This is a genomic window from Chitinophaga eiseniae (assembly GCF_900167135.1).
In the GTDB taxonomy this organism is placed as follows: Bacteria; Bacteroidota; Bacteroidia; order Chitinophagales; family Chitinophagaceae; genus Chitinophaga; species Chitinophaga eiseniae.
The window spans coordinates 270,986-294,419 of the sequence record NZ_FUWZ01000002.1; the positions used below are offsets into that span (position 1 = coordinate 270,986).

Genomic DNA, 23,434 nt, shown 5'->3' on the forward strand with positions numbered 1-23,434 from the left:
CCTAAATGATTTTACTTTTGCGCCATGGAAATTGTTTTAAAGTACTTCAGCGATTTTACGCCCGCCCAGTTGCAACAGTTGGAAGCCCTGAAAGGATTGTATGAGGAATGGAACGGGAAGATCAATGTTATTTCCCGGAAAGACATCGACTCCCTGTATGAGCGGCATGTGCTGCATTCCCTGAGCATAGCGGCCATCGCCGATTTCCAGCCGGGCACCCAGATACTGGACCTGGGCACGGGAGGCGGTTTCCCCGGTATTCCGCTGGCCATCTTTTACCCGGAAGTACAGTTCCACCTGGTAGACTCCATCGGCAAAAAAATCAAAGTGGTACAGGGCGTTTCCGAAGCGCTCGGCCTGAAAAACGTTACCAGCGCCCACACCCGTGTGGAAGAAATTAAAAACCGTAAATTCGATATCGTTGTATCAAGGGCGGTAGCCCCGCTGGCCGACCTCTGGCGGTGGAGCAAACCCCTCCTGAAAAAATCGGCCGTGCCCGGCAAGCAGTTCGAAAAAGGGCTGATCTGCCTGAAAGGCGGCGACCTGGCGCAGGAAATCTCCGAAAGCGGCGTTAAACCGCGGCTGCTGGAGCTTTACGAGATTTTTCCGGAAGAAAGCTTTAAGGAAAAATACATCGTGATGGTAAAGAGCTGAGGATAAGCGCCATAGATGCCGGTTTTGTTGCCCCTGATATTTTTTTTCCGAAAAATAAAATATCGATTTCCCTGTTTCGTCTCCCTTAATACGATGAAACAGTTGCTCCTCACAAACAGCATGATGGCCCAAGAGCAAAACGACCGCATACAGGCTACGGTAAAGCAGGAACGCAAGCGTTTACTGCACTTCATCCGGCAGCGTGTCAACAACGCGTCGGATGCGGAGGACATATTGCAGGACGTACTGTATCAATTTACCGAATACCTGCGCCTGGGCAGCCAGATAGACTCCATCACCGGATGGCTGTTTGCCGTGACGCGCAACCGTATCACCGACTGGTTCCGCAAGAAAAAAGAAACGCCTTTCACCGACTTTACGCGCGAAATTGAAGGAGAGGAAGTTCTTTTCCTGCCGGAAATCCTGGCTGATGAAAACCTGCAGGCCGACACCCCGCTGACGCGGAAGATCATATCGGAAGCTATTACACAAGCTATCGACGAACTCCCGCCGGAACAAAAACTGGTCTTCCTGCAACATGAACTGGAAGGGAAATCCTTTAAAGAAATGAGCGAAGAAACAGGCGTCGGCGTAAACACGCTGCTGTCCCGTAAACGCTATGCAGTACTGTATCTGCGGGAACGACTGGCAGAACTTTATCAGGAACTATTCAATAACTAAAATCAAATTATTTTAAGATATGCGACCCATCAAAAAAATAGGATTGGTATTGTTAGGCATCACCTTCTTTGCCCTCGTGATCCTCCTTACACAAGTATTGTGGAACAACCTGATACCGGAGCTTTTCCACGGTCCCGTCATCTCCTACTGGCAAGCCCTCGGCCTGCTCGTACTGGGTAAACTGCTCTTTGGCTGGCATGGCCACAAACCCGGGGGCCCCAAATGGGGCGGCGGATGGGGACGCCAACGCAAAGAATGGAAGGAAAAACTGGCTAACATGACTCCCGAACAACGGGAAAAGATGCGGGAACGCTTCCGTAACTACTGCGATCCCCGCCGGTTCGACTGGCGCGAAGATGAATTTACCAACCCGAAAGACAATCCCCGGGAAAGTAACCAGGACAACAAAGAAGCATAACCCACCTAAATCTCCCCGCTATGATAGGCATCTTCAAAACCAATATCAGAAGTCACCAGGAAAAACAAGCCATGATACAGGCCATCACCTCCAGTTTTACGGTAGCCAGCTGTCACGTGGACCTCGACGACTGCGACAGGGTGCTCAGGATTGGTGACCTCCAGGTAGCTGAAAATATTATTATAGATTTTGTACAGAAACAAGGTTTTCTGTGTGAAGTGCTGGAATAATTAAACTTTTACAGGGAGAAATGATCAAATGATCCAAACAGCCATTCAAAAAGTAAATATTATCACTTTTTATATCTATCATTTTATTGGACAGGTCACAAAACCGGCGTAACTTCAGGGAGAATGCAAATGGCCCGGGTAACAGTTTAGTTTGAAGCGTCCGGTTTTGTGTTTATGAACCCTCTAAATCATTTCCTATGTACCTGAACCAGCATGAGATCCATTCTCAGATAAATAGCAGTTTCGATCATTTTGTTGATTTCGTACAGGCATTACCGGATCAACGCTTTACCGCCACGCCTTATGGCAAATGGTCCGCCGGACAACAGCTTCAGCATCTTATCAAATCGACCAGGCCTGTAGCTACCGCCATGGGTTATCCGAAAATACTGCTGCGCTACTTCGGCGCCAGCCGCCAGCCCTCCCGCTCCTATACAGCGCTGGTGGAAGACTACCGGCAAGTGCTGGCCCACGGAGGCAAATCTACGCTTACCTACCTGCCCGGTGTTATCTATGGCGCACAGCGCCCGGTGCTCATTCAGGCTTTCCTGAAACAAAAGGAAAAACTCCTGGAAAGTCTCGGGAAATGGTCCGAAACAGATCTTGATAAGTATCGCCTGCCCCACCCCCTGCTGGGCAGAATCACTATGCGGGAAATGTTGTATTTCACGGCCTATCATACTGAACACCATCTCGAACAACTGAAATTCCATGAACTACAGCGCCATAACTGGGAAAACCAGTTACAGCAACTCATATTTTAACCGCCTGGCATACTGCTTATTTTGATACCTTATCAGGACCGCGCCGCCGTCCTGATTTTTTTTTACCCGGATTTTGTAATTTGAGAGATGACCACCGATTGTCATTATCATAACCCCTTGCCGGTTTTAGCAGTATTAACCGTACATCATTCTTGAAAAATCCATCATGACGAAAACAGCATTAGTATTGGGAGGAGGCGGCGCCCGTTGCGCCTTCGCCATAGGAGTGGTCAGGTATCTTCAGCAACATCATCCGGACAAGTCATTCGATATCGTTTGCGGCACCAGCACCGGCTCACTGATCGCCCTGCTGACAGCCATCAACGATGCAGCACTGGCAGAAAAGATCTTTACCGCCAACGTCACACAGGACTTCTTTTCCACCAATCACGCTATTCAGCGGCTGGCCAACAACCAGCTTTCGCTGTACAACATTATTCCCCTGCTGCATAAGGTCAACGCCATCGTTACGGAAGAGCGCTTCCGCCAGCTGATGGCCGCTCCCCGCGAATTGTATATTGCCACAAGGAGCCTGCAAACCGGCAGCAACATCTATTTCTCCAACCGGGAATCTAACGGCAACGGATACACGGTAAAAAAACTCAACGATGTACACATGCTGCGGGACGCCATGGTAGCCTCTTTTATGCAACCGGCATTTATGCCGCCCATAGATATTACCGGGGAAGGAGAACCGCTCCAGCAACTCACAGACGGCGGCGGCCCTTTGTATGCTCCTGTAAAACTGGCCATAGACAGGGGCGCCACGGATATCTATGTAGTACTGCACACGCCGGTAGCCCAGGAAGAATATCCCATGCAGTTCAAAAACCTGGTGGACGTACTGGAACGTACCATGGACTGGGGCACCATCAATATGTCTGAAGGAGACATTGCCGTACCTACGGTATACAACCATTCCCTCCGTTACCTGGAAGCGATACAACACAGGCTGCAGGCGGCCGGCGTACCGTCAGACACCATCCGGCAGTGTTTTGATATACCAGAAGCGGCCCCCTTCCGGAAAAAGAAGATATTAAACCTGCATGTGATCAGGCCCGATACGCCGGTAACAGCCGGGATGGGAGGACTGGAATTCATCAACCGCGCCATCAGGAACATGATCACCGACGGGGAAGCGAAAGCCAGACAGGTACTGGGCAGCCAGGAAAATTAAAAAGCGAAGACCGAAGCAGACATTGTCAGCTTCGGTCTTCGCCGGTATCTTACGGTTCCTCTTTTAGGATACTGCTTTATTATTGCTTCTGTCTGTATCCGCCAAACGCTGACTGGGGTCTATCTCCAGTTCTTTAATGTCCGACAGCGGCAGGTCCAGTTCCACCTCGTAGGTCAGGTTGGTCCAGTACCAAACGGGATCGACTACACGCTTTACAGCAGGCTGTTCGTTGGGCTTTTCGCCAAACATCAGCGACAGTGGAATGTAGTGCATCACCTGATTACCATTCTTATCGGTCACCATAAAGTCGACAGGCATTGGGAAAAGCCCTATACGACGCAGGCGCACTACGGTTTTGTTGCCTTTGCTGTATACGCTGTCAATGCCATAATCTATGTGTTTGGTGGAATTGATAAAGTATTGTTTGTACCAGTCCAGCTGAATACCGCTTTGCTTTTCCATCACCCGGATAAAATCGTTGGCGTTCGGATGTTTGAAGCGCCATTCGTTGTAATAGCGCAACAGGCCGGCATCGCGGTTGTCTTTACCGATCACGTACCCCAGCTGCTCCAGGAACACAGCGCCTTTTGAATAAGCTGTAAGGCTGTAGCCGTAGTTGCTGTTGAAGTGGTCGGCATGGGTGGAAGCCGGTTCTTCAAACGGGCTTCTCACAAGCGCGAAATAGCCGTCATAGGAGCCTTCGTGCGGGTTCTTTCCTTTCAGGGAATCGATGGTGTTATGGTAGGTAGCATCTTCTGCGAATGTGGTGAAACCTTCATCCATCCATGGATAGAGGCTTTCGTTGGTAGCCAGCATGCCCTGGTACCAGCTGTGCATCCATTCGTGCAGCGCCAGGTTGTAAAGAGCCGCGATATTACGGTTGCCCTGTATCAGCGTGGCCATAGGGTATTCCATGCCACCGTCGCCGCCTTGTATAAAGGAGTACTGCTGATAGGGATAAGCGCCGTAATGTGTTTTGATATAGTTATAGGCTACCGGGACCATCTTCGCCAGTTGCGGCCACGATTCACGGGTAGCATCGTTTTCTATGTAGAAGAAATGCGCTGTGAAGCCATCCACTTTCTGTGTGATGTGTTTGTAGTCCGGATCTGCCGCCCACACGAAATCGTGCACGTTGGGCGCCACAAAATGCCAGGTCAGGTTATTACCGGCGGGGCGGTTTACTTTGGCGCCCGGTGTTTCGTAGCCATATCCGATCTGGTTAGGGTTCTGAAGGTAACCGGTACCGCCCAGCACGTATTTTTTATCGATGGAGATTTTCACATCATAGTCGCCCCATATGCCGTAGAACTCACGGGCGATATAAGGAGTGGGGTGCCAGCCTTCATAGTCGTATTCGCACATTTTAGGATACCACTGCGACATGGAGAAGTCCACGCCTTCAGCGTTGTGGCGGCCGCTTCTGCGGATCTGCACGGGCACCTGTGCTTCAAATTCCATGTCGAACACGGCTTTTGAATGGGGCAGGATGGGCTTGTCCAGCGGCACTTCCAGGATGGTTTCCACCACTTTAAAGGCCTGTGTTTTACCGTCTCTTTTCAGGGAGATGATTTTCTGGTAGCCTATTTCATCGGGTTTCAGTTTGGAGATGCGGTCGCGCACGCGGCCGTCCCAGTCCTGGCGGGGATGACCGTTTTTGTCTTTTCCGAGCACGATTTTGCCCAGTTCGCGGCTGCGCACGTCCATCATGCTTCCCGGCTGGAATGCGTTCCAATACAGGTGGTAAAAGACTTTCTTCAGTGTGTCCGGGGAGTTGTTGAAATACTCCAGGCGTTGTTTACCGGTCAGTTTGTTGGCGGGAGCGTCCATCGCCACGTCCATTGTATACTTTACCCTTTGTTGCCAGCGGTCTGACTGTGCATTTAGTTGTAACCAGCTGCCCGTCATCATGGTAAGGGCGAGGCAGCTTCCTAATACCCCGTGCTTCATTCAGTTTTAGTTTAGATTCCTGGGCTAAAATAAACAATTCACGATAGGTATCCCGTAAAATCGGCCAAAATATACACCGGGAGGCCTCCGGCCTGTATGGGCGGTTGTTGGGGGAGATAATGCTTTGAATACGGGAGATGGATCAGTCAGCGCCCTGGACGACGACCACGATTTCGCCTTTTACCCCTTTTGCCAGGAAGTAGTCATGTACTTCCTGCAGGGTGCCGCGTTTATTTTCCTCGAACATTTTGGTGAGTTCGCGGCTAACGCAGCATTGACGGTCGGGCCCGAGGTACTGGATCAGATCGGCCAGTGTTTTTACCAGTCGCATGGGCGACTCATAAAAAGCGAAGGTGCGTTCTTCTGTACTGAGTTGGGTGAAAAGGGTATGGCGGCCTTTTTTGAGCGGCAGGAAGCCTTCAAAGATAAAGCGGTTCATGGGAATGCCGCTGTTGACCAGTGCGGGCACAAAAGCGGTGGCGCCGGGGAGGCATTCCACGGGCACGCCGGCACGGATACATTCACGGACCAGCAGGAATCCGGGGTCAGAAACGCCTGGGGTGCCTGCGTCGGTGAGCAGGGCCATGGTTTTGCCGGATTGCAGCTGTTGCAGCAGGTGCTGAACAATCTTGTGTTCGTTATGCTGATGGTAGGGAGTGACCGGTTTGTTGATCTGGTAGTGTTTGAGGAGCACGCCGGAGGTGCGGGTATCCTCCGCCAGCACCAATTCCGCCTCCTCCAGCACTTTTACGGCCCGGTAGGTGATATCGGCGAGATTGCCGATAGGAGATGGAATGAGGTATAATTTCATGTGCTGTAAACAAATTACGGATTACGATTAGCGTGTCAGATGACCGTTAGCCGCAATCCGTAAGTTGATTTTTTATTGTATCTGTACTTCGAAGTATTCCATTACCTGGTTAGCCAACAGTTTCTGGCAGGCACTTTCAGCGATCTGATGTGCTTCTTCCTTGCTGGCGGCTTCAATTTGCAGGGTAATGTGCTTTCCAATCCGTACATCTTGTACCTGGCCCATGCCAAGGTTTTTGAGACCACTCATCACCGCTTTACCTTGCGGGTCCAATAATTCTTTCAGTGGCATCACATTGATATGTGCAGTAAAAGTCATTGTGCTAAAATTTGGCGCAAACCTACGGAAAATAATTACTCTCGCAAAGCAGCGAAGCAGCAAAGTTCGTAAAGCCGCTGCCGGCCTGTACGTGCTTTGCTGCTTTGCTGCTTTGTCAATCTCACGCCGGTGTTACCTTTGGCGGCACCGCCAGCGAGAGTATCACATAACAAATGAATATAAACGGAACGGTTGCATAGTTCAGGAAAGGGATGCTTACCAGCGCCAATACCACCAGCAGCAGCCTTGTCCAGTTGGCCTTCAGGGATTTCTCCTTTACTTTCAGGCTCAGCATGGGGATTTCCGCTACCATCAGGTAACAGAGCGCCACAATAATACCGTAGAGCACCCATACGTTCTGCAACCAGTGGGCGAGGTTATAGGGATTGTACAGGAGTATCATCGGGAAAGAGGCCACCAGTAAGCCTACAGCCGGCGTGGGCACGCCGATGAAGTTTTCAGATTGCCGGGTGTCCAGGTTGAACCTGGCCAGCCGGTAGGCCGCAAAACAGGGCACCAGCAAGGCCGGCGCTACGTTCACCATCGATACTTCAAAAGCGTCGGGCATCTGGTAATAGGCGCTGCGCAGCAGGCGATACAACATCATACCGGGCACCACCCCAAAAGTAACAACATCCGCCAGGGAGTCGAGCTCTTTGCCCATGGGCGACTGTACCTTCAGCAGACGGGCCACCAGCCCGTCAAAGAAATCGAAAACCGCTGCCAGCACCACCAGTGCGGAAGCCCAGTAGACCGGCGCCGGATTGGTCACCGTGTATTCATTGCCGTTAAACTCCACCCGGAATTCCGGCGCATGCAGCACACAAATAATGGCTAATGCGCCGCAAAAGAGGTTGCATAGGGTAATAATGTTAGGAAGTTGTCGCATTCAAATGGCTTTAATACAAATACAAATTACGGATTACGAATTACGAATTTAGGCGTATCTCACATAAAGTATCTCCTTAATTCGTAATTCATAATCCGTAATCCGTAACTGACTTCGTTATTTCATCAGTGCTTCGATCTCCTCGGCAGTGACAGGAATATTTTTGAAAAGGTCCACATTACCGCTGGCAGTGAGCCAGATGTTGTTTTCTATGCGGATGCCCATTTTCTCTTCTTCAATATAGATACCCGGTTCAACGGTCATCACGGCGCCTTCCGGAATGGGTTTGTGGAAAGACGGGCCGAGGTCATGCACGTCTACCCCCAGATGGTGGGAGATGCCGTGATACAGGTATTTACGGTAAGCCGGGGATTCCGGGTCCTGGTTTTTAATGTCCGCTTCGGTGAGCAGGCCCAGTTTCACAAACTCCTTACCGGCTTCCACGCCTACCATTTCGTGGTATTTGGCGATGGTGATGCCCGGACGGAGGATGCCTTTGGCGTAGTTATGCAGGTGCAGACAGGCATTGTATACCTGGCGCTGGCGGTCGGTGAATTTACCATTTACCGGAACGGTACGGGTAAGGTCGGCATTGTAACCACCGTATTCCGCGCCGAAATCCATCAGGATCAGTTCACCATCTTTACATTCCTCGTTGTTGTATATATAATGCAGGGTACGGGCGCGGTCGCCGGAAGCGATGATAGAGCCGTAAGCCTCGCCGGCGGAGCGGTTGCGCAGGAATTCATGCACAATTTCTGCCTGTATTTCATGTTCCCACACGCCAGGTTTGATAAACTTCAACACGCGGCGGAACGCTTTTTCCGTAATATCTACGGCCTCCTGCATTACTTTCACTTCCTCCGGCGTTTTCACCGCACGCAGTTCTTTGAAGATCACTGCCGCCCGGAGATAGTTGTGCAGCGGGTAACGGAGCTTCATCTCCTGCGCGTAGCGGTAGTCTCTTACTGCTATGTGGCTGGATTTGCGGTTGTTTTCGTTGGAATTCAGGTAGATATTGGAAGCGTCGTTCACCCATTGCTGCAGCAAGGCGTCGAGGCTGTCGAGCCATACCACGGTAGAGATACCGGAAACGGCGAAGGCTTCGTCTTTGCGCAGGCGGTGGCCGTCCCATTTCTCTTTCAGTTCATTAGGGCGCACCAGTACCAGCACTTCGCGGTATTTCGGGTCCGGGTTGTCGGGGAACAATACCAGCATGGTATCTTCCTGATCGATACCGGTAAGCCAGTACAGGTCGGAGTTTTGTTTAAACTTATACAACGCATCACCGTTGGTCGGCAATTCATCATTAGAGTTGATAATGGCTATTGACTGTGGCTGCATTTTGGCCACAAAACGCGCGCGGTTTTTAACAAACAGCTGCGAGTCCAAGGGCAAATTCTTCATATCGTCTGTATTTCAAATGAGGCTCCAAACCTAGGGCAAAATTTTGTGATTTCATGAATCCGCCGTGTGATAAATTCAAATTCCGGCAAACTGGTCAAAAAGCGGAGAGAGCTTGTTAAAAACTGATACTCCCTTGCAAATACTTAATGTTATATTCACACATCGGGCTTTTGAAATACTGCAAGGAAACGCGACCAAATTAGAAATCCGTCAACAATACCAGCTAGTACCACTCATTTTTTCTAAATTTTAGTGGTGTAACACCGATAAAATTTGACGATATCAAAAAATGCCTAGTTTTGCTTTTACACCAAAACAATCTTGCTTTTTATGCAAATGAGTAGCGTAAGGAACCCTGTTGCTGACTTACGGGAACTGGGCATAGAGAATGTGTCGAATGTATTCTATCAACTGTCCCCGGAAAAACTGGTGGAACAGACCTTAGCCAAAAAACAAGGCGTACTGGCCGACACAGGAGCACTCGCCGTCAATACCGGCCAATTTACCGGCAGATCACCCAAAGACAAGTTTATCGTAAAAGACGACCTCACAGCTGACACTGTTAACTGGAACGACTTTAACATCCCCGTTTCCGCGGAGGTGTTTGACAATCTGTACAAAAAAATCACCGCCTATTTCGCCGGGAAAGACGTGTGGGTGCGTGACTGCTATGCCTGTGCAGATCAGGACTACCGTGTTAACATCAAGGTGGTAACCGAACTGCCCTGGTCCAGCCTGTTTGCCTATAATATGTTTCTGCGTCCAACGGAAGAAGAGCTGGACTACATGCATACCGACTGGACGGTGATCCAGGCGCCGGGTTTCCTCGCAGACCCTGCCATTGACGGCACCCGGCAGGGTAATTTCAGCATGGTCAGCTTCTCCCGTAAGACCATCATCATCGGCGGCAGCGCATATACCGGCGAAATCAAAAAAGGTATTTTCACGATCCTCAACTATGTACTGCCGCATGACAAACAGGTGCTGAGCATGCACTGCTCCGCCAACCAGGGAGACGACGGCGACACCGCCATTTTCTTCGGCCTGAGCGGAACCGGTAAAACCACTCTCAGCGCTGATCCTGCCCGTAAACTGATCGGAGACGATGAACACGGCTGGACATCCACCGGCGTGTTTAACTTCGAAGGCGGCTGTTATGCCAAATGCATCGACCTGTCTGAAGAAAAAGAACCGCAGATCTTCCGCGCGGTACGCCCCGGCGCCCTGCTGGAGAACATTCAGTTCTTCCCCGGCACCAATACGATTGACTACACCAATTGCGCCATCACGGAAAATACCCGCGTATCTTATCCGCTGACTTACATTGAAAACGCGCTGGAGCCTTCCATCGGAGGTATTCCTAAAAATATATTTTTCCTCACCTGCGACGCCTACGGGGTATTGCCGCCTATTTCCAGGCTTACGCCCGGACAGGCCATGTACCAGTTCATTTCCGGTTATACCGCTAAAGTGGCCGGCACAGAAGCAGGCATCACGGAGCCTAAATCTACCTTCAGCGCCTGCTTTGGCGCGCCTTTCATTCCCCTGCACCCGGCGCAGTACGCCCAGATGCTCGGTGAGAAAATGCGCCTGCACCAGGTAAACGTTTGGCTGATCAATACCGGCTGGACCGGCGGCGCTTACGGCACCGGCAACCGTATCAGGCTGTCCTATACCCGTGCGATGATCTCCGCGGCCCTGAAAGGCCAGCTGGACAACGCCACTTTCCACCCTCACCCGGTATTCGGCGTGGCCATGCCCGACGCCTGCCCCGGTGTTCCGGCTGAAATCCTGGACCCGCGCAATACCTGGACCGACAAAGCAGCCTACGACGAAAAAACGAAAGACCTGGCCACCCAGTTCATCCGCAATTTCGAAAAATATGCTGCCGCTGCAGACGCTGAAATACTCGCTGCCGCTCCAAAAATCTGATGTTCCTTTTGTGATCAAAAATCTTCTCTGCCGCCCGCGGGTGGCAGGGAGATATATGTATGTTTTGCCTTATAATTTCCACTATCGCGCATTCTGACGGGCGCAATGCCCGGGCAAAACAAGCGCCACCCATGTCGCTTGTTTTGCCGGATGCCAGCGAAAGTCCTTCGTGTTAACGGTTAATTCGTCTTCTTTTAATCTGTATTTCCTCCTTCTTTCCCTCTCCCGTCTGTAAATGGAGAATTCGATATTCGTAATTCCTCATTTTCATTACCTTTGCACATGCAAATTTTAGACGGTAAACTAGTTTCTGAGGCTATCAAAGCCCAATTAGCCACCCAGGTGGCTGAATTAAAGGCTGCTGGTAAAAAAGTACCTCATCTCGCAGCTATACTGGTGGGCAACAATCCCGCCAGCGAAACCTACGTAGCTTCCAAAGTGAAATCATGCGCAGAATGCGGCTACAACTCCACCCTGCTGCGTTTTGACGAACAAATTTCCGAAAAACACCTGCTGGACCAGATCATCCTGCTCAACGAAAACGCAGACGTGGACGGTATCCTGGTACAACTGCCTTTACCTAAACACATCAACGAAGAACTGGTGATCAACACCATCGATCCCAGCAAAGACGTAGATGGTTTCCACCCGATGAACGTAGGTAAAATGGTCAGCGGTTTACCGGCTTTCATTCCCGCTACTCCTTATGGCATCATGCTGATGCTGGAGCACTATAACATCCCTACCGCAGGCAAACACGCTGTGGTAATAGGTCGCAGCCATATCGTCGGTACACCGGTGAGCATCCTGCTGAGCCGCAACACCAACCCCGGCAACTGTACCGTTACCCTCACCCACTCCCGCACACAAAATCTGGCTGATATCTGCCGCCAGGCCGATATCATCATCGCCGCCATCGGCAGACCGGACTTTGTGACCGCCGACATGGTGAAGGAAGGCGCTGTAGTAGTGGACGTGGGAATCAACCGCGTGGAAGACGCCACCAAAAAGAGCGGTTTCCGCCTCAAAGGAGACGTGAAATTTGATGAAGTGGCGCCTAAGTGCAGCTTTATCACGCCTGTGCCGGGCGGCGTTGGTCCCATGACCATCGCAGCGCTGCTGAAAAATACCTATCACGCCAACATCGGCCTGAAAGGAAGTATGAACTAAAAGTTCAGGTAAAACCCGAACTTTGTGCCGTAAGTCATGTCAGTTATTACCACAAATATTAAGACCAGCACCCTGCCAGTGATGGAAAGCTTCTACACCCTCCAGGGTGAAGGCTACTATCAGGGCAAGGCAGCCTATTTTATCAGGCTGGGAGGTTGTGATGTAGGTTGCCATTGGTGCGACGTAAAAGAGAGCTGGGACGCTGCCAAACATCCGCAACGGGAGATCGTTGACATTGTGGAAGAGGCCGCTTCTCACCCGGGACGCCTCGCCGTGATCACCGGCGGGGAACCGTTAATGCATCACCTCGACGCACTCACCAAAGCCCTGCATAAAAAAGGGTTCCGTACCCATATGGAAACATCCGGTTCCTCTCCGCTCAGCGGCAGCTGGGACTGGATCACCCTGTCACCCAAAAAATTTAAGGCGCCGCTGCCGGAAGTATGTAGGGTCGCCAGCGAACTGAAGGTGGTCATCTTCAACAAATCCGACTTCGCCTGGGCAGAGAAATACGCCGCCCTGGTCGGTAAGCAGTGTAAGCTATACCTAGCGCCGGAATGGGACCGCAGCGCTGAAATGACGCCACTCATCATCGATTACATCAAAGACCATCCCGAATGGGGCCTGTCTTTACAGGTACACAAATACATCAACGTACCTTAACAGGAGAACGATAAAAACGGGGAAGCCGCTGCAATGAAAGCAGCGGCTTCTTCGTTTTATCTTCTATCTTCGTCACACAAGCCAGATATTCTTATGAAACGTGCGCTGTTATTATCCGCCTGTTTATGGTGCTGCTGCCTGCAGATGCAGGCCCAGACAGTCACCTACGAAACAGCCCCCAGGAAAGCCAAAGCCCTTTTTGACCAGGCGGTAGACGCCGTCCGTATGTACAAAAGCAGGGAGGCCATCGCCCTGCTGCAAAACGCCCTCAAAGCCGCCCCCGGTTTCACCGACGCCTACGGCCAGATGGGCCTCTGCTACATAGACCTGAAAGACTATGCCGCCGCCAAAGAAAGCTTCACCAAACTCAAACAGCTGGACAGCAGTGGCCTGAAACCGGTATTGGTAGCCTATTCCCGCGCCATGGCCGGCACCGGCGATTTTCAGGGCGCCCTGAACACGATCACACAATACCTCGCCACGGCCAAGTCACCCAGCGCCAACGCGGAAAAACTGAAAGCCAATTACACCTTCGCAGTTGCCCAGCACCAACAGGTGCCTTTTCATCCGGAAAACCTGGGAGATCAGATCAACAGCAAAGACCCGGAATATTTCCCCTCCCTTACCATCGACGCCCAAACACTGATTTATACCCGCCGCGTCAACGGCCGTAATGAAGATTTCTTCATCTCCCGCCGCGACAGCAGCGGCTGGCAGCCCGCACAGAATATGGGCCAACCGGTGAACAGCGCTTTCAACGAAGGCGCGCAGAACATTTCACAGGACGGTACCATGCTGGTATTCACCGGCTGCGAATTCCCCGAAGGCAAAGGCAGCTGCGACATCTACTATTCCGAAAAAACAGCCAACGGCTGGACACCGCCCCAGAACATCGGCGCGCCCATTAATACGCGGGACTGGGAGTCACAGCCCTGCCTCTCTGCCGATAAACAAACACTGTATTTCGCCCGCGAAACCACCGATGCCGGCGCTGACCTGTTCATGAGCCGCCGCCTCGAAAACGGCCGCTGGAGCGCCCCCGAAAGACTGGGTCCCAACATCAACACCCGCGGCCGGGAAACCACCCCTTTCATCCATGCCGACGGTCAGACGCTGTACTTTGCATCCAACGGGCATCCCGGCTATGGCGGCCTCGATATCTTCTACTCCCGCCGCCAGCCTGACGGCAGCTGGGGCCCTGCCACCAACCTCGGCTACCCTATCAACACCATCGACGAAGACGCCTCGCTGGTAGTAGAAGCCAACGGCAAAACCGCCTACTTCGCCTCCGACCGATCCGATACCCGCGGCACACTGGACATCTACCGCTTTGAACTGTACCCGGAAGCACGCCCCCTGCAAACGCTCTATGTTAAAGGATATGTGTACGATACCACCACCCATAAAAGACTCACGGCCAATATCGATGTAATAGACCTGCAGGGAGGATACCCGATAGCCGCCGTGAAAACCAACGATAACGGTGATTTCCTGGCGCCGTTGCCCGTAGGCAAAGACTACGCTTTTCACGTCAATAAAAAGGGGTACCTGTTTTACTCCGATAACTTCTCCCTGAAAGATCATCACCCGGGAATACCTTTCGAGAAAAACATCCCCTTACAACCACTGGCTGTCAACGCCAGCATCATTCTGCACAATATCTTCTTCCAGAGCAACCAGTACTCCCTGGAGCCGGCATCGGTGACAGAACTGGACAAACTGGTGAAACTGATGCAGGACAATCCGGCACTTAAAATTGAAATCGCCGGTCATACCGATAACGTGGGTTCCGATAAAGACAATATCGCGCTGTCCACCAATCGTGCGAAAGCGGTCGTGAAATACCTGACAGATAAAGGTATCAACATCAACCGCCTGACCTCCAAAGGTTATGGGGAAACACAACCCATTGCGCCCAACGACACGGAAGAAGGCCGCGCCGCCAACAGGAGAACGGTATTCCGTATTGTGGGCGTGGAGTAGGTTCACGCAAAGCCGTCACGCAAAGGCGCAAAGCAGCAAAGAGCGCAAAGATTTTTTAAGTTTAAATAAGAAAGCAAAGGAGCGGAGATCAAATTTGATCTCCGCTCCTTTGCTTTCTCTGCTCGCTTATTTTATTCTTTGCGCTCTTTGCTGCTTTGCGCCTTTGCGTGACGGCTTTGCGTGACGGCTTTGCGTGAACCTTGCGTAAACCTAATAGTTCCGCAGTTGCGCTTTCATCACGCTGTCTTTTTGCTGAGGCGTGAGTTTATACTGATAGTTATACAACGCCCCTTCCCAGTCGCCGTACATCGGATTAGGCAGCACAATAAACCGGCTACCGAAGCTGGCAGCGGATTGCAGGGCGGCGGCATTTCTTTCTGCTACAGTTTTTTTATCGAAGATAGCGGCGAAATCACTGAGGTTATCACCGAAGAGCATTACAATTTCATATTGCTGCAACACTTGCCGGCGGCGCGGTTCTTTGCCGGAGCCGGCTGTTTTCAACAGCAAGTTTTGATCTACAGCGTCCGGAAAGCCGTAGTGCCGGAGGTTTTCCAGCGTAGCAGCCCTTTCCGCTTCCAACCTATTGGTGATGTAAAATACTTTCACACCTTTGGACGCGGCATATTTAAAGAAAGCAGGGGCGCCCGGCACGGTATCGGCAATCGCTTTGGCGGTCCATTCCATCCAGCTTTTATCGTCATAACTTTTGCCGTTCAGCGCCTGGTGAACAGAATACGGGCTGTTGTCGAGCACCGTTTCATCAATGTCCGTTACCACGGCGAGCGGCAGATGATGAGGTTGTGACAGGTACTGGTCCAGCCGCAAAGCTGCGAGCTGATAAGCCTGCAGGCAAAGGGCTTTGTATTCGCCGGCCTGTTGCTGCCATAAAGCGGCCCATGCGGGGCCATAAGGCGTGAGCTGTGTGGCCGGAGCAGCGGACGTTTGCACGGTGACCGGCGTTGTTGTTTTACAGGCCAGCATTCCCAGCAGCAGTGCGCCTGACCATAACCTTTTCATCATCATAAAAATTACTGTTGTTGACTGCAAAAATAATCTGTTCCGGCAACATGCGTGCTGAAGGGAAAATCGTAATTTAAAAGGAAATTGTTTGTTATGCCCGAGGAGTTGCTATACCAGATAGCCTTAACCCGTATTCCTTTAATTGGCGATGTCATTATCCGTAAGCTGCTGGAGACGTTTGGCAGTGCCGGTGATATTTTCCGCGCGCGGCGGCGCGAGCTGGAGCGTATTGAAACAGTGGGAAGCATCCGGGCCAATGCCATTGGTGCTTTCCGCAATTTCAGCGAAGCGGAGAAAGAAATTCATTTTATGGAAAAGTATGGTATCCGGGCGTTGTTCTGCACGGAGCCGGACTATCCGCAGCGGCTGCATCACTGTTACGACAGTCCATCGCTGTTGTATTACAAGGGCACCGCTTCATTAAACGCTCCGCGAATGGTCAGTGTGGTGGGTACGCGGAAACCGTCGGGCTACGGCCGGCGGATGTGCCGTCAAATTACGGAAGAGCTGGCTGCCGCACAGGTGACGGTGGTGAGCGGACTGGCTTACGGCATCGATATATTAGCCCATGAAACGGCTTTACAGGCCGGTACACCCACGATTGGCGTGCTGGCGCATGGGTTGGACCGTATTTATCCTGCGGCGCATAAAAACACGGCCGTAGCTATGATGACGCAGGGCGGGCTGCTGACCGACTTTATGAGCGGGCATTTGCCCGACAGGCAGAACTTCCCGAAGCGTAACCGCATTGTAGCGGGTATTTGCGATGCCACTATCGTGGTGGAGAGCGGAATGCAGGGCGGATCACTGATTACCGCTGATCTGGCGGGCGGTTACCACCGCGACGTGTTCTGTTTTCCGGGCAGGGCAGATGATCCGCCGTCGGCCGGCTGTAATCATCTTATAAAAAACAACAAAGCGATGTTGATCACCGGAGCGGCGGATGTTTTACAGATGATGGGCTGGGAAGAGCGTTCGCGGCCACTGGTTATACAGCGGGAATTGTTTTTACAATTATCAGACAATGAACAAAAACTCATGCACTTACTGCGGGAGAAGTCGCCCCGGCACGTGGAAGAGTTGTATCTGTTGACCGGCCTTACCGGCAGCGAAGTGGCGGAGGCAGTGTTCAGCATGGAAATGCAAAGCATTCTCAAAAGCTTACCCGGACAGCGTTACGAGCTGGTCATCTGATCATGCTGCGGGGGTTAATAACGTAATATTAACAGTCCTTCAGGGGTGTGTTGGTGGTGAATATTTTATTTATTGGCAAAATAGAGCTACATTTGCGTGCAATTATTTTTTAACTGATTAATAATTGCATCATGCCTGCGGGAAAATCTAAACCCAAATTTGTAGCTGACGGCCTTACCTTTGACGACGTGCTCCTCGTGCCGGCCTACAGCGAAGTTCTGCCTAAAGAAGTAAACATCTCCACGCAACTCACCAAGAACGTACGCCTGAACATACCAATGGTATCAGCGGCTATGGACACTGTGACAGAAGCCAACCTGGCTATCGCGCTGGCGAGAGAAGGGGGTATAGGTATTCTCCACAAAAACATGAGCATCGAAAGACAAGCGGAGATGGTGAGAAGGGTAAAACGTAGCGAAAGCGGTCTTATTATGGACCCCGTTACCCTGAAAGCCGACGCCACTATTGGCCAGGCGCTGAAGCTCATGAAAGAAAACGGCATTGGTGGTATTCCCATTATCAATGACAATAACAAACTGGTTGGTATTCTGACTAACAGGGACCTGCGTTTTGAAAGAAACAAAAAACGCCTGGTAGCTGAAGTAATGACCAGTGAGAAACTCATCACAGCACCAGAAGGCACCGATCTGAAAAAGGCGGAAAAAATCCTTCAGCAATATAAAATAGAAAAGCTGCCGGTTGTTAACAAACAAGGTAAACTGGTTGGCCTGATCACTTATCGCGACATTCTCCAGCTGACCAGCTATCCCAATGCCGTTAAAGATGAATTTGGCCGTCTGTTGGTAGGTGCTGCACTGGGTATTACCCCCGATGTACTGGACCGTGCCCAGGCCCTCATCAATGTAGGTGTGGACGTAGTTTGTCTGGACAGCTCTCATGGTCACTCTATCGCAGTGATCAATACACTCAAGAAATTAAAGAAAGCCTTCCCTAAACTGCAGGTGATCGCCGGTAACGTGGCCACTGCGGAAGGTGCGCTGGCACTCGCACAGGCAGGAGCCGACGCAGTGAAAGTAGGTGTGGGACCTGGTTCTATCTGTACCACCCGTATCGTCACCGGCGCTGGTTTTCCTCAGCTGTCTGCCATCCTGGAAGCATCTGAAGCACTGAAGAAAATGGGCATCCCGGTAATCGCCGATGGTGGTATCCGTTATACCGGCGACATGGTAAAAGCCATCGCTGCCGGCGCCTCCTGCATCATGGCAGGTTCCATCTTCGCCGGTGTGGAAGAAAGCCCCGGAGAAACCATCATCTACGAAGGCCGTAAATTCAAATCCTACCGTGGCATGGGCTCCATCGAAGCCATGCAGGAAGGCAGTAAAGACCGTTACTTCCAGGATGAAGACGATATCAAGAAACTGGTCCCGGAAGGCATCGTAGGCCGCGTACCTTACAAAGGTTACCTGTCTGAAGTGATCCAGCAATTCGTTGGCGGTCTGCGCGCCGGTATGGGCCTCACTGGTTCCAAAGACGTGAAAGCCTTACAGGGAGCACAGTTTGTAAAAATCACCGCTGCCACCGTGAAAGAAAACCACCCGCACGACGTGGTGATCACGAAAGAAGCACCGAACTACAGCCGGTAATGAACGACTTGGCATAAATGAAAAAGACCGAAGCGATTGCTTCGGTCTTTTTCGTTTATACGGTAACGTTACTATTATTTAGCATCCCACCAAACACGGTCGGCAGTGGTCACTTTCTGGTCCGGCTGCGGATTGGCGAGTATCTCATTGGAAGGATAAGGCCATCTTCTCGGAATATAGTTCACGAAAGGGCTTTCCGGCAGCTGCAGTTGCGGATAACCGGTACGTCTCCAGTCGTTGTACGTTTCGATAGAGAGGAAACCCGCCACATATTTTTCGTAGATAATTTCCTTGATACCATTGGCGGCAGTGAGTGCGGGACGGCTGTTGATATACGCCTGTGCGGCGGCGCCATCTACTTTCAGCATGTCCATGTGCGCTTTGATCGCTGCCTGGTAAACAGGCGTGGCAGCGGCGGCGCCGGATTTGATGAAGGTAGCTTCTGCTTTAATGAACAACGCTTCTGTATAAGTAGCGAGGAACAGCGGCGCATCAGCGGCAGCATAGAAACTGTTCACCTGTGAGAGTACCGTCGGGTCCGGGATGGTAGTAGCTCCCGGTACACGGCCGGTATATCCGCCATCAACGTCTTTGGTGGCGATGATGGGCAGCCGCGGGTCGTTATTGTTTTTCAGGAAGTCGATGAAAGTTTTGTTCATCACTACGCCACCGGCGCCCGGCTCTGTGTTTTTAAACCAGGGGCTTTCAGCCTGTGCCCCGCCGGTGTAAGACACCATGGCATTATCGCTGTTGTCTGCGAAAGCGTTGGCCAGTGCAGCCAGTGCAAGATCAGCCTGCGCAGCGGCCGTATGGCCCGGCGCTTTGGTGAGGCGCATGTAAAAACGGGCTTTCAGCATGTAAGCCAGTTTTTTCCATTTCGCCATATTCCCCTGGTAGATGAAGTCATCTGTGCCGGGCACAACAGCGCTTTTCGGTTGACCAGCATAATAGATGGCGCTGTCCAGCAGCACCTGCAGCTGTTGATAAACAGATTCCTGGCTGTCATATTTCGGACGGGAAACTTCCGGCAGCTTCATGGCTTCGCTGGAAGGCACATTGCCCCACACATCTGTAGCAATAGCGAGGTTAAAGGCATACAGCGTTTTACCGATCGCCATGTACTCATTGTGGCCGGCAGCCCTGGCCTGGTTCATCATCAGGCGCAGGTTGTTGAGGATGTTCGGATAAATGTAGAACGTCCAGGTGTTATCCACATCTACCGGGAAAATACGGAAGGTTTCCTGACCGGGAGACGGCTGGTTTTGGGACAGCTGCTGCATCCAATAGGCGGCATTAGATCCGTTGTAACCGCCAACTACCTGTGTGGACACGGTCACCTCCACGGGCGGAAGAATCAGCTTTTCCGATACTTCCATCGGGTTATTAGGGTCCTGGTTCACATCCAGGAATTTTTTACAGCCGCTACCCAACAGCACAGTACCTAAAAATATGGTGGCTATATGTAATCTTCTCATGATTGTTATGCTTTTAAATACTACTAAAAGGTTGCTTTTAAACCGATGATCACGGTATGATTGGAAGGCGCCATAAAGTTGGCAAAACCTTGTCCGTTGCCACTTCCGTTGAGGCTCACTTCCGGATCTGAACCGGTATAGTTTTTATGCAGGATAAAGTTGGTACCGGTAACGTTCAGCGCCAGCGATTTAAAAGGTGTTCCTTTCAGGAGAGCGCCAAAGTTGTATCCCAGTGATACCTGTCTTAATTTCAGGAAAGAACCGTCTTCGATGGAGCTTTCATCTGCAGCAGAATAGATATCGGTATAATAGCTCTGTGTTAATGGTACTGACAGTGTATTCTGTTTTTGAGTGCTTTCTATGATACCCGGGAACACCACATTGGTACCACGGTTTTCGGTCACTTTAGGTGTGCCGTAGAAAAACAGGTAATGGTTGTCCAGGTTGAGGATGTCGCCGCCGTGTTTGTGGTCCAGCACGAAAGAGAAGGTCAGCGCTTTCCAGGTGAGGGTGCTGGTGATACCGCCCAGCCATTTAGGTGTTACGTAACCAATAGCAGCGATATCATCGGCCACCTGCGGATAACCATCATCGCTGAGAAGCATCTGACCGGCATCATTCCGTTTGAAGTGGGTTCCCATAATCACACCGTAAGCCTGATCGGCAAATGCGTAGATACCGGGAGTAGTGAAGCCTGCGAGGAAGATACTATTGAGGCCCGGCGCCAGTCTGGTCACCTTATTGTCAATTTTGGTGAAGTTAACACCGATATCCCAGGTCAGGTTTTTGGTTTTTACCGGTGTAAGGTTCAGCACTACTTCCACCCCTTTGTTGCGCATATCACCGGAGTTCATGCTGGCAGCAGGATAACCGGTAGCGCCGGAAATAGGCGTACTGGTTGTCAGCAGGTCTTCACTTTTTCTGTCGAAATAGCTTATTTCCAATCCTGCCCTGTTCTGGAAGAATTTGGTTTCGAGACCTACTTCAAATTCTTTCACGCTTTCGTTTTTAAGCGGGTAAGCATAGGTGGTAGACTGCAGATAACCGTTCTGTCCCTGGAAGGGGAAGTTAATATTTCCTACAGAGGCTTTTATATAAGGGGTCTGTAAATAGTAAGGTCCTACGTTATCATTACCTACGGCAGAATAAGACACTCTCAGTTTACCGAAGTTCAGGATTTTGTTGTCAGACATACCCAGCGCTTCGGTAAAGATAAAGCCGCCACTCACAGATCCGTAAGGATAGAACTGCTTGTCGGCAGACAGTACGGAAGAACCGTCATAACGACCGGTCACTGCCAGGGTCAGCATTTTTCGCCACTCTACGTTGGCCTGTGCATAGAAGCCTACTTTCCTGGATTTGTACAGGTTGTAGGTAGAGCTTACGTTGCTGGTATTGGCGATAGTATACAGACCAGGTACAGAAAGCGCCACGCCTTCCACATAGTTATTGTTATTGTAGTTGGACAGGATGTTGTTACCGATAAGCAGATCGGTGGTCCAGTCTTCACCGAAGTTCTTCCGGGCCTGGATCATCAGGTCATGGTTGAACTGCTGGTACTGGATATCGCGTTTGTACAATCTGCCGTCAACGGATTTGGAGCCGATGATCCCTACGTTCTCATGATAGTCGGTATTGTTGACATACATATCGGCGCCAAACCTTTCGGTGATGGTCAGCCAGGAGAGTGGAGAATAGGACAGGTTGATCACCGGGATGATACGATTCACTTTATCTGTCAGGCCGGTATTATCCACGAGCCAGTAGGGGTTGTTACGGGCGGCGCGGAACACCTGTTGGGAACCGTCTGGTTTGGTAGACGGAAGCGGATTCCAGGAGATAGGTGCTGAATATACGGTCCACAGCGGGTTGGCCAGGCTGTTACCTTCCAGCAGACGGTTGTTGTCAGAGTGAATATAGTTGAACTGCGTAGTGAGGCGCAGGTTTTTAGCCAGTTCAATGCCATACTTGGCAAACAGTGCATGCCGGGAATAATCGGTGTTGGGCATGGTGCCATCTGTTTTCACAAAAGAGTAGGACACCAGGTAATTGGATTTGTCGCTATAACCGCTGACAGACACGTTGTTATCAGAGGTATGGCCGGTACGGAAGAATTCCTTCACGTTATCTCTTTTAGGAACAGCTACGCCGCCTACTTTCAGCGTATCGATGAGTGGGCCCCAGGAGGTAGAACCTAACTGACCGGCGTTTCCATTTACATATTTACCACCGGAGCCTTGTGCATATTTATCCTGGAAGCTGGGCAGGATGGGATTTTCGAAAGAGTAGCTGGAGCTCACGGAAACGGTAGGTTTACCGGATTTGGCCCCCATGCCATTTTTAGTGGTGATGATGATTGCTCCTTTCGCAGCAGCGGAGCCGTAGAGGGCTGTAGCTGCAGAGCCTTTCAGCACGTTGATGCTTTCGATGATGTTGGGATCGATATCGGCAGCGCGGTTGGAGGTACCGCCGCCGCTGAGGGCGCCGTCCGGGTTACCGGCTTCGCCGTTGTCCATAGGGATACCATCCACTACCACGAGGGCCTGGTTTTCACCAGTGAGAGAGCTGTTGCCGCGGATCACTATCCTGGCGGAGCTTCCGGGCATACCACTGGAGTTGGTGATCTGCACGCCTGCCACTTTACCGGAAAGGGCGTTTACGAGGTTGTTTTGTTTCGCTTCCACGATGGCGGCGCCTTTCACTTCCTGCGTAGCATAGGTGAGGGTGCGTTTATCGCGTTTGATGCCCAACGCAGTTACCACCAGTTCGTTGAGTGACTGGTTGCTGCCTTTGAGCGCTATGGTGAGCGTATTGCCACTGGCGTCTGTTACGACAGTCTGATTGGCATATCCCACAAAGGAGAAAATGAGAGAAGCACCAGCGGGCACTTCCACCTTGAATTGTCCGTCCGGTCCGGAAATAGTGCCTTTTGAGGTGCCTTTAACGAGTACGTTTACACCAGGCAAGGGAGTTCCGTCCTTAGCGTCGGTAACTTTACCGGTAATGGTCCGTGTTTGCGCGTATGCCTGCAGCATACAGATGGTCACGAACAACCAAAGGAATAATCCTTTCTTCATGAGCAATTTAGATT

Annotated in this window: 20 protein-coding genes; 12 read left to right on the forward strand and 8 right to left on the reverse strand. The window is 51.2% G+C overall.

What is annotated here, in order from left to right; all coding sequences use genetic code 11:
* The first annotated feature begins 24 nt into the window (after positions 1-24).
* From rsmG to B5D63_RS10665, 6 genes are all read left to right on the forward strand, one after another.
* On the forward strand, positions 25-654 hold the full coding sequence (gene rsmG / locus B5D63_RS10640; protein WP_078668798.1) for a 16S rRNA (guanine(527)-N(7))-methyltransferase RsmG: 630 nt from the start codon (positions 25-27) through the stop codon (positions 652-654).
* Between the two features lie 93 nt (positions 655-747).
* Positions 748-1,335: an RNA polymerase sigma factor gene (locus tag B5D63_RS10645; protein ID WP_235021510.1), complete on the forward strand. Its 588-nt coding sequence runs from the start codon at positions 748-750 to the stop codon at positions 1,333-1,335.
* A gap of 19 nt (positions 1,336-1,354) precedes the next feature.
* Positions 1,355-1,753 (forward strand): hypothetical protein, encoded by a 399-nt coding sequence (locus B5D63_RS10650; RefSeq protein ID WP_078668799.1) that lies wholly within the window; start codon positions 1,355-1,357, stop codon positions 1,751-1,753.
* A 20-nt stretch (positions 1,754-1,773) separates the two neighbouring features.
* On the forward strand, positions 1,774-1,983 hold the full coding sequence (locus tag B5D63_RS10655) for a hypothetical protein (RefSeq protein ID WP_078668800.1): 210 nt from the start codon (positions 1,774-1,776) through the stop codon (positions 1,981-1,983).
* A gap of 197 nt (positions 1,984-2,180) precedes the next feature.
* The gene (locus B5D63_RS10660) at positions 2,181-2,747 is read left to right on the forward strand and encodes a DinB family protein (protein ID WP_078668801.1); all 567 of its coding nucleotides are present in this window, start codon (positions 2,181-2,183) and stop codon (positions 2,745-2,747) included.
* Between the two features lie 166 nt (positions 2,748-2,913).
* Positions 2,914-3,924, forward strand: coding sequence for a patatin-like phospholipase family protein (locus B5D63_RS10665; RefSeq protein WP_078668802.1), 1,011 nt, complete (start codon positions 2,914-2,916; stop codon positions 3,922-3,924).
* Positions 3,925-3,987: 63 nt separating this feature from the next.
* Here B5D63_RS10665 and B5D63_RS10670 read toward each other — a convergent pair whose 3' ends face one another.
* The 5 genes from B5D63_RS10670 to B5D63_RS10690 form a co-directional block, all read right to left on the reverse strand.
* The gene (locus tag B5D63_RS10670) at positions 3,988-5,874 is read right to left on the reverse strand and encodes a M1 family metallopeptidase (protein ID WP_159455979.1); all 1,887 of its coding nucleotides are present in this window, start codon (positions 5,872-5,874) and stop codon (positions 3,988-3,990) included.
* Positions 5,875-6,016: 142 nt separating this feature from the next.
* Positions 6,017-6,685 carry a 16S rRNA (cytidine(1402)-2'-O)-methyltransferase gene (rsmI, locus tag B5D63_RS10675; RefSeq protein ID WP_078668803.1) on the reverse strand — a complete coding sequence of 223 codons (669 nt, stop codon included), beginning with the start codon at positions 6,683-6,685 and terminating at the stop codon, positions 6,017-6,019.
* Between the two features lie 72 nt (positions 6,686-6,757).
* The gene (gene purS / locus B5D63_RS10680) at positions 6,758-7,003 is read right to left on the reverse strand and encodes a phosphoribosylformylglycinamidine synthase subunit PurS (RefSeq protein WP_078668804.1); all 246 of its coding nucleotides are present in this window, start codon (positions 7,001-7,003) and stop codon (positions 6,758-6,760) included.
* A gap of 121 nt (positions 7,004-7,124) precedes the next feature.
* The gene (gene pssA, locus B5D63_RS10685) at positions 7,125-7,892 is read right to left on the reverse strand and encodes a CDP-diacylglycerol--serine O-phosphatidyltransferase (protein WP_078668805.1); all 768 of its coding nucleotides are present in this window, start codon (positions 7,890-7,892) and stop codon (positions 7,125-7,127) included.
* A gap of 117 nt (positions 7,893-8,009) precedes the next feature.
* A complete protein-coding gene (locus B5D63_RS10690) occupies positions 8,010-9,299 on the reverse strand; it encodes an aminopeptidase P N-terminal domain-containing protein (protein ID WP_078668806.1) in 1,290 nt (429 codons plus the stop codon).
* A 330-nt stretch (positions 9,300-9,629) separates the two neighbouring features.
* On the opposite strand from B5D63_RS10690, the gene pckA reads away from it, so the two are divergent.
* The 4 genes from pckA (at position 9,630) to B5D63_RS10710 (ending at position 15,047) form a co-directional block, all read left to right on the forward strand.
* A complete protein-coding gene (gene pckA / locus B5D63_RS10695; protein WP_078670272.1) occupies positions 9,630-11,231 on the forward strand; it encodes a phosphoenolpyruvate carboxykinase (ATP) in 1,602 nt (533 codons plus the stop codon).
* A 282-nt stretch (positions 11,232-11,513) separates the two neighbouring features.
* Positions 11,514-12,401, forward strand: a complete 888-nt coding sequence (folD, locus tag B5D63_RS10700) for a bifunctional methylenetetrahydrofolate dehydrogenase/methenyltetrahydrofolate cyclohydrolase FolD (RefSeq protein ID WP_078668807.1) — start codon at positions 11,514-11,516, stop codon at positions 12,399-12,401.
* A 36-nt stretch (positions 12,402-12,437) separates the two neighbouring features.
* Positions 12,438-13,064: a 7-carboxy-7-deazaguanine synthase QueE gene (locus tag B5D63_RS10705; RefSeq protein ID WP_078668808.1), complete on the forward strand. Its 627-nt coding sequence runs from the start codon at positions 12,438-12,440 to the stop codon at positions 13,062-13,064.
* Between the two features lie 93 nt (positions 13,065-13,157).
* Positions 13,158-15,047 carry an OmpA family protein gene (locus tag B5D63_RS10710; RefSeq protein ID WP_159455980.1) on the forward strand — a complete coding sequence of 630 codons (1,890 nt, stop codon included), beginning with the start codon at positions 13,158-13,160 and terminating at the stop codon, positions 15,045-15,047.
* Positions 15,048-15,257: 210 nt separating this feature from the next.
* Here the strand turns inward: B5D63_RS10710 and B5D63_RS10715 are convergent, their stop codons facing one another.
* Entirely contained in the window at positions 15,258-16,067 is an 810-nt protein-coding gene (locus B5D63_RS10715; protein WP_235021511.1) for a 5'-nucleotidase, lipoprotein e(P4) family, read from the reverse strand.
* 96 nt (positions 16,068-16,163) lie between these two features.
* Between B5D63_RS10715 and dprA the strand changes: the two genes are divergently transcribed.
* Positions 16,164-17,264: a DNA-processing protein DprA gene (gene dprA / locus B5D63_RS10720; RefSeq protein WP_078668811.1), complete on the forward strand. Its 1,101-nt coding sequence runs from the start codon at positions 16,164-16,166 to the stop codon at positions 17,262-17,264.
* 131 nt (positions 17,265-17,395) lie between these two features.
* The gene (gene guaB / locus B5D63_RS10725; RefSeq protein WP_078668812.1) at positions 17,396-18,868 is read left to right on the forward strand and encodes an IMP dehydrogenase; all 1,473 of its coding nucleotides are present in this window, start codon (positions 17,396-17,398) and stop codon (positions 18,866-18,868) included.
* Positions 18,869-18,942: 74 nt separating this feature from the next.
* On the opposite strand, the gene B5D63_RS10730 is transcribed toward guaB, so the two are convergent.
* Both B5D63_RS10730 and B5D63_RS10735 read right to left on the reverse strand, forming a co-directional pair.
* On the reverse strand, positions 18,943-20,343 hold the full coding sequence (locus tag B5D63_RS10730; protein ID WP_078668813.1) for a SusD/RagB family nutrient-binding outer membrane lipoprotein: 1,401 nt from the start codon (positions 20,341-20,343) through the stop codon (positions 18,943-18,945).
* 23 nt (positions 20,344-20,366) lie between these two features.
* Positions 20,367-23,420 (reverse strand): SusC/RagA family TonB-linked outer membrane protein, encoded by a 3,054-nt coding sequence (locus B5D63_RS10735; protein WP_159455981.1) that lies wholly within the window; start codon positions 23,418-23,420, stop codon positions 20,367-20,369.
* Positions 23,421-23,434 lie beyond the last annotated feature (14 nt).